The following is a 13,568-nucleotide window of genomic DNA, read 5'->3' on the forward strand; positions in this document are numbered from 1 at the left end:
GTTGCGTCGCCGGACCCACCCCCAAACCCCACTTTCACAACATCATCAGCGTGCGCGCACTGCGAAGGTTTGCCTTTGTGGTCACAGGCGCCCTTTATCCGGGACAACGTGATGACGGACACATCAAACGACACGGGCGTACAAACGCCCCCTGCCGCGAAAGGGCCGGTTGCGCGCTTTCTTCAGGCAACTGAACTCGACACCCGCCTTCTGGGCATGATCGGCGCCTTGGCCCTGATCTGGGTCGGCTTTCACATGTATGGCGCGCTGGTCAACGGCTTCGGCGCGTTTCTGACACCTCGGAACCTCTGGAACCTGAGTGTTCAGACCTCCTCCATCGGGATTATGGCGTGCGGGATGGTGCTGGTCATCGTGACCCGCCACATCGACCTGTCGGTCGGCTCGCTGCTGGGCTTTTGTGCCATTGTCATGGGCGTCACGCAGGTCTGGTTCTTGCCGCAGATCGTAGGGCTGGAACATTGGTCGATCTGGATCATCGCGGTCATCGTCGGCCTGATCACCGGAACAATCGTGGGTGCCTTCCACGGCTACCTGATCGCCTACATGCAAATCCCAGCCTTCATCGTGACGCTGGGCGGTTTGCTGGTCTGGCGCGGGGCTGCCTTCCTCGTGGCGCGGGGCGAGACGATCTCTCCGGTCGACAGCACCTTCCGTCTGCTGGGCGGCACGCCCGAGGGCGCGGTGGGCGCGACGGGGTCGTGGATCATCGGGATCATCGCGGCAGCCATCGTGGTCGGTCTGGTCTTTGCAGGCCGTACGCAGCGCAAGAAGCATGGCTTTGCCCAACGCCCGATGTGGGCGGACACGTTCATCGCCGCCATTGGAGCGGGTGCCGTGATTGGTGCCGTCCTGTTGGTCAACGCCTATCCATGGCCGCGCGGCGTTGTCCGTCGCTATGCCGCTGCCGAAGGGATCGAAATTCCCGAAGGCGGGCTGTTCATCAGCCACGGCTTTGCCATTCCGGTTCTGATCCTGCTGGCCGTTGCCATCGTGATGACACTGGTGATGAGCCGCACGCGCTTTGGTCGCTATGTCTATGCCATCGGCGGCAACCCCGAAGCGGCATCGTTGGCGGGCATCAATACCAAGTGGATGACGGTCAAGATCTTTGCCCTCATGGGCTTCCTGACCGGCCTTTCGGCTTCCGTCGCCTCGGCCCGACTTGGCTCGGCCACCAACGCGCTTGGCACGCTGGACGAACTGTACGTCATTGCAGCGGCTGTCATCGGCGGCACATCGCTCGCTGGTGGGGTCGGCACGATCTATGGTGCCATCCTGGGTGCCTTCGTGATGCAATCGCTGCAAACGGGTATGGTCTTGATCGGCTTTGACGCCGCCATTCAACAGGTCGTCGTGGGCTCTGTCCTCGTGCTGGCCGTGTATCTCGACAACCTCTACCGGAGGGCTTCGAAATGAGTATCGATCACACCACTGATCGTGAATCCAAAATCGATCGGACTGGAACACCCCTTGTCGATATGCGGGACATCTGCATCTCGTTCGGCGGGGTCCACGCTGTGGATCACGTGTCGGTCGACCTGTATCCCGGCGAAGTTGTGGGCCTGCTGGGCCACAACGGGGCGGGCAAGTCGACCCTGATCAAGATCCTGTCGGGTGCCTACGGAATGGACTCGGGCGAGATCTATGTGAACGGGGAAAAGGCGACCATCACCAACCCTCGCGATGCACGGTCCTACAACATCGAGACGATCTACCAGACGCTTGCGCTGGCCGATAACCTTGATGCTGCGTCGAACCTGTTTCTGGGACGCGAATTGGTGTCGAGTGTCGGGTTTGTCGATGACGACGCGATGGAGGCCGAGACGCGCAAGATCATGGCGCGGCTCAACCCGAACTTCAAAAAGTTCAAGGACCCGGTGAGCGCCCTGTCGGGTGGTCAACGTCAATCCGTCGCCATTGCCCGCGCGGTCTATTTCAACGCCCGCATCCTGATCATGGACGAACCCACGGCGGCCCTGGGTCCGCACGAGACGCAGATGGTGTCGGAACTGATCCAGCAGCTCAAGGCCGATGGTATCGGCATTTTCCTGATCAGCCACGATATCCATGATGTGATGGAATTGTGTGACCGGGCCTCTGTGATGAAGAACGGAAAGCTGGTGGGCACGGTTGACGTGGCCGACGTAACCGACGATGACCTGCTCGGAATGATCATTTTGGGCAAGAAACCGGGCGAGTCGGAATGAGCAACGCAGGAAAGCAGGATCAGGCCATTGGCCTGGTCGCCGATGTTGGCGGAACGAACACGCGCATGGCGTTTGTGGATCGCAACGGTGTGATTGCAGACACGGTTGTGCGGTGTCCGAACGCCAGTTTCGGCAGCTTTCTTGATCTGGCCACGCACTACCTGGATGGCCGTCCCGTGCCGTCCCATGTCGTGATTGCGGTTGCCGGTCCCGTGGCCGGCGACCACGCGCGCCTGACCAACCGCAATTGGGACTTCAATGCCAATGCACTCTCAGCCGCCTTTGGCGCAGAACGGGTGGTCTTGATGAACGATCTTGAGGCTTTGGGGCAGGCTGTGCCTACAGTGCCAATGGATGCGGTTGAGCCATTGCATGACGGTGCCGAATTGGGCGGTGCGGGCCAAGCGCTTGTTGTCGGTCTTGGCACCGGGTTCAACGTATCGGCCGTCAACATGGAAAGCGGCACGGTCTTCACGGCCGAGCAGGGGCATGCCAGCTTGCCGTCCAGTGTGATGTCGATCTTGCAGTCGCATATGCCCGATACATCCCGCTTTGACAGTGTGGAGAACCTGTTTTCCGGCGTGGGTCTGTTGCGTCTGGCCCATGTCATTGGGGTGGATGTCGACAGTGCCGAAGGTCTGGCTAAGTCGGATGACCCCCGTGCCCGTGAAGCGCTTGAGGTGTGCACCGAAGCCTTTGGCCTGATGGTGCGCGAGCTGGCGTACTCCTATTTCCCGCGGGCGGGGCTGTATTTCAACGGCTCGTTGGCGAAGTTCCTGTTGGCGCCTGAGCGGCGGGAACGCGTTCTGGCCCCGTTGCGTGCCGATGGCAGTTTTGACGGGCAGTTCGCCCGTATCCCGGCGTTCCTGTTTGTGTCCGACACCGTTGCATTGGGTGGCTGCACGGCCCGGTTGCTGGCACAAGTGGGCGCCGAGGCCCGCGCGCCTGCGCACGCTTAGAGCTGTCGCGCGATCCCGGTGATCGTATCGAATGCCGTATCAAAGTCCCGTTCTTCGCAGTCGAATTGTCCGGCCTGAAAGCGGATCACCTTCTGCCCGTCGACCAATGTTTGCGTCAGGTATATGCGCCCGTCATCGTTGATCGCATCGACCAGCCGTTGCGTATCATCATCCGATGCACCCGTGACCTTGAAGGTCCAAAGTGACAGGATCGGCTCGGTCACGATCTCGAAATCACCCTCTGCCCGCAGCCGTTCGCACAGCGCCTGAGACCATTTCACGTGGTTGCGGATACGCGCCCGCAGCCCCTCCATCCCGTAGTGCCGCATCAGGAACCACAGTTTGAGCGCGCGAAAGCGGCGGCCCAGCGGGATCGACCATTCGGAATAGTCGGTGACGTCCTCAGCCCCGTGGGTTTTCAGGTATTCGGGCCGGATGGCGAGGGTTTGGCGCAGCTGGTCCGGGTCGCGCAGGAAGTGTGCGGCGCAGTCGAACTGTGCGCCCAGCCATTTGTGAGGGTTGAACACGATGCTGTCGAACCGGTGGGCCCCGGTCCAGAGCGTGCGGAACTCGGGGCAGATCATCGCCGTCCCGGCCCAAGCCGCGTCGAGGTGAGTGTAGATGCCATGTTCTTCGGCCACAGCCGCGACCGCCTCCAGATCGTCGCAGGCGCCCATGCCCGTGGCCCCGGTCGCGGCGATGATCCCTGCGGGGATGCGGCCCGCTTGCTTATCCTCGGCAATGGCGGCCTCAAGGTCCAGCGGGTCCATGTGGCGCAGATCGCCTGTGGTGCGGATCTTGACCAGATTGTCCTGCCCGATACCCGCAACCCAGATGGCCCGGTCGATGGAGGAATGCACCTGATCGGAGCAGTAGATGCGCAAGTGCGGTTGCCCGTGCAGCCCTTCAATGTTGCCACGGAAGTTTAGCGCCCGTTCCCGCATCGTCAACACGGCTGCAAGGGTGGCGGATGACGCACTGTCCTGAATAACGCCCTGATAACTGTCCGGCAGGCCAAGCCCTTGCCGCAGCCAATCCATCATCCGCGTTTCCATTTCGGTCGCCGCCGGAGAGGTCTGCCAGAGCATGCATTGCGGCGCGATGATCGAGACGAGGAACTCGGCCAACACGCTTGCCGGGGCGGCGTTGGAGTTGAAATAGGCAAAGAAGCGGGGGTGCTGCCAGTGGGTGATGCCGGGCATCACGATGTCCTCGAAATCCTGCATGATGGCGGCGAGATCGGTGCCGTCCTCGGGCGGACTGGCCTCCAGTTGCGCCGCAATGTCACCCGGTTTGGTCTGCGCACGCACGGGCCGGTCGCGGATCGTCTTGTGGTAGTTGGCACCCCAATCGGCGGCATCCTTGGCGTGTTTTGCGAAATCGTCCCAGCTCATGGTCGTATCCTTTGAGGTGTAAGGCGGAGGTTTCCTCCGCCAGTCATAGCGTGAATTCAGACCCCGAGGCGCGGAATTTGCGCGGGGCCTGTGCCGATCCCGATGTGTTTCTGTTCCATGTAGAACTCGAACGACCAGTCCCCGCCATCGCGCCCGATGCCGCTTGCCTTCATGCCGCCAAAGGGTGTGGGCAGGTGGCGCACATTGGCGGAGTTGACCCAGATCATGCCTGCCTCCAACCCATCGCTGAAACGCATGGCACGCGTGATGTCATTGGTCCAGATGTAGCCCGTCAGCCCATAGGGCGTGTCGTTTGCGAGTGCGAGAGCTTCGTCCTCGGTGCTGAACCGGATAGCCGTCAGGACCGGACCAAAGATTTCTTTCTGCGCGATGACCATATCGTTGGTTGCGTTGGTGAACAGGGTCGGGGCAACGAACTGGCCTGTATCGCCCACGCGGCACCCACCAGCCGCGATGGCCGCGCCCTCCGTGACTGCCGTTTCAAAGCTTGCCATGACCTTGGCCCTATGCGCCTCGTGGATCAGCGGGCCAACTTCGGTGGCAGGATCAAGCGGATGACCCACCGTGATGGCTTTGGCACGGGCTGCCAGCTTTACCTCAAAGTCGTCCGCAATTGTGTCCTGCACCAACAGGCGCGACGAGGATGTGCACCGCTCTCCGTTCAGAGAGTAGATCATGAAGATCGTCGCATCGAGTGCTGCCTCCAGATCGGCATCGTCAAAGACAATGATCGGGTTCTTTCCACCCAGTTCGAAATGTACGCGCTTCAAGGTCGCGGCACCCTGCGCCATGATCGCGGACCCCGTGCTGCTGTCCCCGACAAAGGCGATGGCCTTGATCTCTGGATGCTCCGTCAAAGCGCGCCCGGCCTCTTCTCCCATCCCGTTCACAAGGTTCCAGACGCCGGGGGGCAACCCGGCCTCTTCCGCGATGTCCATCAGGATGCGAGCGGTCCACGGGCTCAATTCTGCCGGTTTGTGGACCACCGTGCAGCCCGCAGCGAGCGCCGGGGCGATCTTCCATGTGGACAGCATGAATGGGGTGTTCCACGGCGTGATGATCCCCACGGGGCCGATGGGCACACGGGTCGTGATGTTCATCAGGCTGGGCGAGGGCAGTGATTGACCGTCGCGGGCCGAGGGCGCGCGATCCGCAAAGAAACGGAAGTTTTCAGCCCCGCGCAGCGCCGCTTTGGACATGTAGCGCAGCGCCTGGCCTGTGTCCCAGCATTCGCACAGCGCAATTTCTTCGGCGCGCGCTTCGATCCCGTCTGCGATGGCGTGCAGGATGCGCTTGCGCGTCGTCGCAGGTGTATCGCGCCATGCAGGAAACGCCGCTTTGGCAGCTTGTGCCGCCGCATCCACATCGTGCGCGTCACCGCGGGCCACATGCGCGATCACGCTGTCATCGGTGGGAGAGGTCGTCTCGAACCATGCACCGGATACGGCTGGCTGTGCGACGCCACCGATGTGATTGAGGAATCCGGTCTCACCAATCCGGGCCAGATGCGGCGCCAGTTTCGCGATGTTGTCGTCAAGCGCAGACATGAGGCAGGTTCCTTGATTGGTTCATTATATGAACCGATAGACGCAAAAATATATTGCAAGGGGATTTAAACCGGGTCAAGCTGCCTTCCATGTCAACGATCGCCAAGGCTTTGGGTCTGTTGGACCTGTTCTCGGATGCGCAGCCCAGTTTGGGTCTGTCAGATGCGCAGCGCCTGACCGGGCGCGACAAGGCCACGGTGCATCGGCATCTGGTCGCCCTCGAACAGGCCGGGTTTCTGGAGCAGGATATGTATACACGCGCCTACCGCCTTGGTCCTGCGATCACGCGGCTGGCCGGGATGCGCGCCCGAACCGTGCCCGAGGTCGAGATGGTGCGCAGTGTTGTTGGCGCCCTCAGCCGCGAGGCCGGGGAGTTGGTGCATATCAGCCGCCTGCAGGGCTTTGATCTGGTCCATGTGCATCACGCCGAAGACCACGACCATCCGGTGCGCGTCAGCTTTGACGCGTATGGTCTGCCGCCCCTGTTCGCGACGGCGTCGGGCAAGGCCTATCTGGCCTTTGCCCCTGGTGGACTGCTCGATCTGGCGTTGGCCGATCCGCGTACCCGACTGCCCGGAACGCCGCCGCCAGACCGGATGGAGATTGAGGCGGAGCTGAAACTGATCGGCCGCCGCGGTTTTGCCAGCAACCGCGATGCTTTGCGCTTGGGCGTGTCATCGGTCGCCATCCCCGTATTCGACGGCGCATCGCGCGCCTTTGCCACCTGTTCCATCGCCTATCCCACCGGGCGCGGCGGCAAAGCGACCGAAGCGCATCTGGCGCGCCTTCTGATGCAGCATGGGCAAGACATCAGCGAGGCAATGGGGGGTGTGGTGCCACCCCAGATCCTCGACCTCTGGACCCCAAGCCGTGAAAGGGCCGCGTCATGAAGGACAGCAATTTCCTGAAGGAACACAATGCACGCCAGTTCTGGCACCCCATGGCGCATCCTGCAGACAGCATGGCGAACCCGCCGACCATCCTGACCGGGGGCGAAGGGGTTTTTATCACTGACGTGGATGGGCACCGCAGCATTGATGCGGTGGGCGGGCTTTGGAACGTCAACCTTGGCTATTCCTGCCAGCCCGTGAAGGATGCCATTGCCGCACAGTTGGAGGCGCTGCCCTACTACTCGACCTTCCGGGGCACATCGAACGACAAGGCCATCGAATTGGCCTATCTGCTGGCCGAGTTCTTTGGCCCCGATGGGATGAGCCGCAGCTTTTTCACCAGCGGCGGGTCCGACAGTATTGAGATCGCATTGAAGCTGGCGCGCCAGTATCACCGCATCCGGGGTGAGGGCGCGCGGACGAAGTTCATCAGCCTCGACAAGGGCTACCACGGAACGCATTTCGGTGGCGCGTCGGTCAACGGCAACGCCAAGTTCCGCAACACGTACGAGCCGCTGATGGCCGGGTGTTTTCACATCCCCGGCCCGTATCTCTATCGCAATCCGTTTGGCACGGATGACCCCGCCGAACTGGCGCGGCTGAGTGCCGGCATGCTGGAGCGCGAAATCGCGTTTCAGGGCGCCAACACGATCGCCGCCTTTGTGATGGAGCCAGTGCAGGGGGCAGGTGGTGTGATCCCGCCGCATCCCTCGTTCATGCCGATGGTGCGCGACATTTGCGACAAGCACGGCGTGCTGCTGATCGCGGATGAGGTGATTACGGCGTTTGGGCGGGCTGGGACCGAGACGGGGTCGCGCCACTGGGGCGTGCAGCCGGACCTGATGTGCACGGCCAAGGCTATCACGAACGGGTACTTCCCCTTTGGCGCGGTGATGATCGCTGACCATGTGGCAGCGGTTTTCGAGGATGATGAAAGCGGCGTGGGGTCGGTCGACTCCGGCTACACCTATTCCGGTCATCCGGTTGGCGCTGCGGCGGCTGTGGCTGCGGTTGAAGAAACCATGCGGATCAAACCTTGGGACAATGCCCGCGCCCGTGGGCCGGAGTTGAAGGCGGGGCTTGAGGCACTGGCCGAGCGCTTTGATGTCATTGGTGATGTGCGCGGTGAAGGGCTGATGTGCGCCATCGAGTTGGTCAGCGACCGGGGCAAGAAGACACCCGTGGGCAAGGCCCTGCCACTGGAGTTTCAGAAGGCGGCTTACGCGGACGGGGTGATGATCCGGGTGTCGGGCAACAACGCCATCTTCTCTCCGCCCTTGGTTGTCGATGCGGGGCATGTGCAGAAAATCCTCTCCGCCACCGAAACCGGCCTGAAGGCCATGGCCGAGGTGGCGTGACCTCTCGCGCCGCATCCTCCGCACTGAAAAGTGCGACAGCGGTGCGGCCCCTGCGGTCCCGCGCGACAGGGCAGGGTTTCAAAAGCGCCTGCGCACCAGACAAGAAGATCAACGTGACGGATATCACGGACTTCCGCCGGGGCCGGGGGGATCTGGTGTTCTCTCTGTTCATGGCCGCTTTGGCGCTGTTTTTCCTCGTGTTTTTCTTCACTCAGACAGGGTGGGAAGACCGCAAGCTGCCGCAGAACATGGCGCGGTATTGGATGGACCAGTTCGGGGTGACAGAGCCCGAGGGGCGGACCTCGCGGTTGGGTCGTATTCTCAAGCAAAGCTGGGTCGCGCCGTTGATGTGTCTGACGGTGCTGGTACCTGCGGCGCTGTGGAACCTGCGCGGCGCGTGGAAGGCGCACGCATGGCGCAAGCGGTTCCGCCAGCCCACGGCCATGGGCCATGAGGTGATGCAATGGCTGCGTGCGCTGGAATACGTGGCGTGGTTTGTGGCCTACACATTGCTGGTGCCGGTGCTGGGCTATCTGGTGTCCACGCTGATGCTGGGGACGCTGCTGCCTTGGCGTTTGGGCTACCGTGGGGCGCGTTGGATGGGCATTTGCCTTGGCGCAAGTTTTGCCATCGTTTTGGTGTTTCGCACGGGCCTGCAAATCCGCACGCCGGTGAACATCTGGCTCTATAACCAACTGCCGCAACGCGCAGAGACCTTCATGCAGGTGTGGTTCTGATGGAGGCGTTCTGGACCGGCCTTGATAACCTTGCCAGCCTGCCGGTGCTGGTGGCCATTCTGATCGGGTCAGTGGGCGGCTTGGCGATTGGGGCCGTGCCCGGGATTGGACCCGCGATTGCCATTGCGATCCTGTTGCCCGCGACGGTGTTTCTGGATGATCTGGTGTCGCTGGTCTTGCTGCTGGGTGTCTACGGATCAAGCATGTATGGCGGCGCGATCCCGGCCATTCTGATCAACACGCCCGGCACACCGGTCAACGCGCTGACGACCTATGACGGCTACGCGATGACGCGGCGGGGCGAGGCGGCGCGCGGGCTGTCACTGGCCTATTCCGCATCGTTCTTCGGGGGGTGTTTTTCGATCCTGCTGGGGCTGTCGGCGCTGATGCTGTTCGGCCCGTACCTGCGCGATCTGGGAGCACTCTTCGGCCAACGCGATATCTTCATGGCCGCCGCCTTGGGTGCGGTCCTGCTGATCGCCGCGCATCGCAAGACGATGGGGATTGCGGCCCTGCTTTTCGGGTTTGGCTGCCTCATTTCGCTGGTCGGACGGCAATCCTTGAAACAGATTGACCGTTATACATTCGAGATCGAATACCTCTATCCCGGATTCAACCTGATCGTGGTAATCGTGGGCATCTTCGCGATTTCACAGGCGCTGTTCCTGCTGACGGGCAAGGATGCCGACCCGCCTGAGGCGCGATTGCACGGCGGCCTGTTGCGCGGCTTCGGAGAATTGCGCAAGCACCCTGCCGTCGCCACCATCAGCGCAGGCTACGGCACGATCATGGGCATCATTCCAGGCGTGGGTGAGTTTGTGGCGCAGTTCTTCAGCTACTCTACCGCGCGGGCCATGTCCAAGGAACCGGGCCAGTTCGGGCGTGGCGCGCCCGACGGATTGATCGCGTCAGAGGCAAGCAACAATGCCGTGCCCGCCGCCGCCATGGTGCCGCTGCTGGCGCTGGGCGTGCCGGGCGAGGCGCTGACGGCCATGATGATGGTTGTGTTCTTTGACGCAGGCATCAAACCGGGGCCGGACATCTTCGAGAACAATCCGGACTTCCTGTTCTCGCTCTTCATCGCGCTTCTGATCATCAATGTGCTGGTGATCCTTACGCTGCTGATAAGCACCAAATGGATCGCAAAGATCATCTATGTGCCCAACCGCCTGCTCGGTGCATTCATCCTGATCCTCGCCTTTGTCGGCGTGTTTTCGATCCGCAATTCCTTTGCCGACTGCATGTTCGCTGCGGGGTTCGGGTTCGTTGGTTTTGTCCTGCGCCGCCTCGACTGGCCGCTGGTGCCCATCGTGCTGGGGCTCGTTCTTGGCTCCATCATGATCGAGAAGCTGACAGCGGGTTCGGGCCAGATCAAAACCGTCTTTGATCTGGTCAACCGGCCCGTGGCGGGCACACTTTTTGTTGTCATCCTGATCGTGATTGGTGTCACGATCATCCAAAGCCTCCGCACGAAGAGGTTTGAACACTAACCAAAAGCCAAAAACAAACTCAGGGAGAGTAACATGAAAAAGCTTTTGACCTCGGCAGCCTTCGCGCTTGCCGCCATTACCGGCCCCGCGTTGGCCGAGTACCCCACCGGACCGGTGCAGTTCATCGTGCCGTGGCCCCCCGGTGATTTCGAGGACATCCTGACACGCATGATTGCCGCCGACATGGCCGAAGCGACGGGACAGCCCGCGTCTGTGGTCAACCGCCCCGGTGGCGGTGACGGGCCATTTCCGGGCGCGCTTGAGGTGCTGAACGGCCCCAATGACGGGTCGGTCATTGGGTCCTTCGTGATCGGCGTGCCCATCGTCGGGCCAAAGATCGACATCGGGATCGAAGAGGACAGTTTCGTACCCGTGGGCATCTTTCTGACCTATCCGTTTGTGCTGGCCGCATCAGGCGACGCGCCCTATTCCAACATGGCGGAACTGGCTGATTATGCGAAGGAAAACGACGTTGTACTGGGCCACTTCGGCGCGGGTCTGACCCCCACGGCAGTGTCCATGGCGGCGGCGGCTAAGATGGGGTTTGAGTTCGCGGATGACAGCGCCTTTGATGCGCTGGATTGCAACACGTTGTCCTCGGGCGATGCGGATGTGATCAACACGACGCTGGCGCTGATCGAACCCTGCCTGAGCGAGATCAACGTGCTGGGCAACATTGGCGCGAACCCTATTGCGAAACTGGACGGGGTGGAAACGATCTCTGCCCAGTCGGGTGTCAATGATGTGGAATTGTGGAACGGTCTGTTCGTGACCAAGGGCACGCCGCAAGAGGTGATCGACACCATTGCTGCCGTGGCTGCCGAAACCATGGCGTCCGAGGAAGCGCAGCAGTTGATGGCTGAAACCGGGGCTGCCGTTTACTGGCAAGGTCAGGATGAGGCGCAGGCGCGTATTGAAGCGGACCGTGCCAAATCGGCTGAGATCAACGAGATCCTGGGCCGCTGAGCCAATCGGGGGCGGCTGCGGTCGCCCCCTTCTCCAAAGGATAAGCCATGTCCCGTCTGAACCTCGGCATTCTGCAAGTGAACCACGACAGGTCGGTCGAGGTGGGCGATGCCTTTCCCGACGACGCGCACCGCTTTCGCGACTTGTTTGATGCGCAGGAGCAGCGGTTCAACTACCGGGTCTACATGACCATCGGGGGTGAGGTTCCGCGTGATCTGGATGAGCAGGACGCCTATCTTATCACCGGCTCGCCGCTGAGTGTGCTGGATGATTTGTCTTTTCTGCCAGCGCTTTATGACTTCATCCGCGCCTGCGATGCGGCAGGCAAACCGCTCTTTGGCGCGTGCTTTGGGCATCAGGCCATTGCCATGGCCTTGGGTGGTCAGGTGGCGCGGCAGGAGTGGAATATCGGGATTGATTATGTGGAGGTGACGCAAGCCTTGCCGTGGATGCAGCCACCTGCGTCGACCATCGGGCTTTATCAGTTCCACCACGATGCGGTGACGGTGCTGCCCGAGGGGTGCACCGCCTATGCCACTTCGCCCAAATGCGCCATCGCCGGGTTTGCCAAGGGGGATCACATCTTTACCACGCAGGCGCATCCGGAGTTTTCCGATCCGTTCATGCGCTGTGTGCTGGACTACACCAGACCACACCTGAGCGCCGAGGAGGTGGCGGAGGCCGAAGCCACGTTGAACCGCGCCAATGACGGCCAGCTTTTTGCCGATTGGGTCACGCGGTTTTTCGGGGGCACGCCATGAAGAACCTTGCTGACCACGACAGCTTTGTGGATGGCGTGCCGCATGACACGTTTGCGCAGATGCGCGCGGATCACCCGGTGCACTGGACGGAGGCGCATGGGGGTCAGAAGGGGTTTTGGTCCCTGACCCGCTATGCCGACATCATGGCGGCGCAGAAGGAACCGACGGTGTTTTCGAGTGCCCAGGGAATCCGGATCGAGGATCAGAGCCGCGAGGAATACCTCGCGCGCCGGACCTTTCAGGAGACCGATCCGCCCGAGCATACAGTGACCCGCCGCGCGGTGAACCCGGTCTTTGCCAAGCCGGTTGTCGCGCAGTTCGAGCCGCTGATCCGGGACCTGGCCTGTGACATTGTGGCCGAGGCGTTGAGGCAGCCTGAGTTCGACGCCGTGGACAAGATCGCCAAGCGTCTGCCCATGTTGATGCTGGGCCGCATTCTGGGCGTGCCGGACGCCGATCTGGACTGGCTGGTGGACCGGGGCGATGCGCTGATTGGCAACACTGATCCGGACTTTACCAACACCGTGATCGACAAGGTCGATACGCAGGCGTACCGAATGATGCCCTTTCGCTCTCCGGCGGGTGTGGAATTATATGACTATGCTGAAGAGATACTTAACGGCGCGCGCGGCATTGATGAGACGGGCATTCTGGCGCGGGTGTTGCGGGCTGAGGATGGGGCGATCACCGGGCAGGAGTTCAAGAATTTCTTCTGCCTACTGGTGGCTGCGGGTAATGACACGACCCGTTATTCCATCGCGATGGCGCTGCATCTTTTGACGCAGCAAAATGGGCTGCTCGAGACCCTGCAAAGTGGTGAGGTTTGGGAGACGTGCGCGGATGAATTCATTCGCCTTGCATCGCCCACTTTGCACTTTCGGCGCACGGCCACGCGGGATGTGGAGATGCATGGGCAAACCATTCGGACAGGCGACAAGGTGCTGATGTGGTTTGTGTCGGGCAGCCGGGATGAGGCGGTGTTTGACGACCCGCACCTCGCTCGACTGGATCGCAGCCCGAACCGGCATCTGGCCTTTGGGCAGGGCGGTCCGCATGTCTGTCTGGGCATGTGGTTGGCCAAGCTGGAACTGAAATGCGTGTTGCAGGAACTGGCCGCCCGCATCACGCGGTTGGAGGTTGTGGACAGCCCCACCTGGACCCGTTCGAACTTTATCTGCGGGGTCAAATCACTGACCGCCCGCCCCAGCCTCAAGTGA

The 13,568-nt window shown here is 61.6% G+C and carries 12 protein-coding genes; 10 read left to right on the forward strand and 2 right to left on the reverse strand.

Annotated features, from left to right (window positions below):
• The first annotated feature begins 111 nt into the window (after window positions 1-111).
• The 3 genes from Q1A32_RS08415 to Q1A32_RS08425 are packed head-to-tail and all read left to right on the forward strand — an operon-like array spanning window position 112 to window position 3,187.
• Window positions 112-1,437: a sugar ABC transporter permease gene (locus Q1A32_RS08415; protein ID WP_299651805.1), complete on the forward strand. Its 1,326-nt coding sequence runs from the start codon at window positions 112-114 to the stop codon at window positions 1,435-1,437.
• Complete coding sequence (locus Q1A32_RS08420; protein WP_299651807.1) at window positions 1,434-2,228, forward strand: ATP-binding cassette domain-containing protein; 795 nt, start codon at window positions 1,434-1,436, stop codon at window positions 2,226-2,228. The genes Q1A32_RS08415 and Q1A32_RS08420 overlap by 4 nt, the downstream gene beginning before the upstream one ends.
• A complete protein-coding gene (locus Q1A32_RS08425; protein ID WP_299651809.1) occupies window positions 2,225-3,187 on the forward strand; it encodes a glucokinase in 963 nt (320 codons plus the stop codon). The genes Q1A32_RS08420 and Q1A32_RS08425 overlap by 4 nt, the downstream gene beginning before the upstream one ends.
• Here the strand turns inward: Q1A32_RS08425 and Q1A32_RS08430 are convergent.
• Together Q1A32_RS08430 and hpaE are read right to left on the reverse strand one after the other, a co-directional pair.
• A complete protein-coding gene (locus tag Q1A32_RS08430; RefSeq protein WP_299651811.1) occupies window positions 3,184-4,581 on the reverse strand; it encodes a pyridoxal-dependent decarboxylase in 1,398 nt (465 codons plus the stop codon). The genes Q1A32_RS08425 and Q1A32_RS08430 overlap by 4 nt on opposite strands.
• Before the next feature lie 56 nt (window positions 4,582-4,637).
• Window positions 4,638-6,149, reverse strand: coding sequence for a 5-carboxymethyl-2-hydroxymuconate semialdehyde dehydrogenase (hpaE, locus tag Q1A32_RS08435; protein WP_299651813.1), 1,512 nt, complete (start codon window positions 6,147-6,149; stop codon window positions 4,638-4,640).
• An 89-nt stretch (window positions 6,150-6,238) separates the two neighbouring features.
• Here hpaE and Q1A32_RS08440 point away from each other — a divergent pair, with 89 nt between their 5' ends.
• From Q1A32_RS08440 to Q1A32_RS08470, 7 genes are all read left to right on the forward strand, one after another.
• Window positions 6,239-7,039: an IclR family transcriptional regulator gene (locus Q1A32_RS08440; RefSeq protein ID WP_299651815.1), complete on the forward strand. Its 801-nt coding sequence runs from the start codon at window positions 6,239-6,241 to the stop codon at window positions 7,037-7,039.
• A complete protein-coding gene (locus tag Q1A32_RS08445; protein WP_299651817.1) occupies window positions 7,036-8,397 on the forward strand; it encodes an aminotransferase class III-fold pyridoxal phosphate-dependent enzyme in 1,362 nt (453 codons plus the stop codon). The genes Q1A32_RS08440 and Q1A32_RS08445 overlap by 4 nt, the downstream gene beginning before the upstream one ends.
• A 113-nt stretch (window positions 8,398-8,510) precedes the next feature.
• Window positions 8,511-9,134 carry a tripartite tricarboxylate transporter TctB family protein gene (locus Q1A32_RS08450; protein WP_299651819.1) on the forward strand — a complete coding sequence of 208 codons (624 nt, stop codon included), beginning with the start codon at window positions 8,511-8,513 and terminating at the stop codon, window positions 9,132-9,134.
• A complete protein-coding gene (locus Q1A32_RS08455; RefSeq protein ID WP_299651821.1) occupies window positions 9,134-10,624 on the forward strand; it encodes a tripartite tricarboxylate transporter permease in 1,491 nt (496 codons plus the stop codon). The genes Q1A32_RS08450 and Q1A32_RS08455 overlap by 1 nt, the downstream gene beginning before the upstream one ends.
• Window positions 10,625-10,657: 33 nt before the next feature.
• The gene (locus Q1A32_RS08460; protein WP_299651823.1) at window positions 10,658-11,590 is read left to right on the forward strand and encodes a tripartite tricarboxylate transporter substrate-binding protein; all 933 of its coding nucleotides are present in this window, start codon (window positions 10,658-10,660) and stop codon (window positions 11,588-11,590) included.
• Between the two features lie 47 nt (window positions 11,591-11,637).
• A complete protein-coding gene (locus tag Q1A32_RS08465; RefSeq protein ID WP_299651825.1) occupies window positions 11,638-12,351 on the forward strand; it encodes a type 1 glutamine amidotransferase in 714 nt (237 codons plus the stop codon).
• Window positions 12,348-13,568: a cytochrome P450 gene (locus tag Q1A32_RS08470; RefSeq protein WP_299651827.1), complete on the forward strand. Its 1,221-nt coding sequence runs from the start codon at window positions 12,348-12,350 to the stop codon at window positions 13,566-13,568. The genes Q1A32_RS08465 and Q1A32_RS08470 overlap by 4 nt, the downstream gene beginning before the upstream one ends.

The organism is uncultured Tateyamaria sp., assembly GCF_947503415.1.
In the GTDB taxonomy this organism is placed as follows: domain Bacteria; phylum Pseudomonadota; class Alphaproteobacteria; order Rhodobacterales; family Rhodobacteraceae; genus Tateyamaria.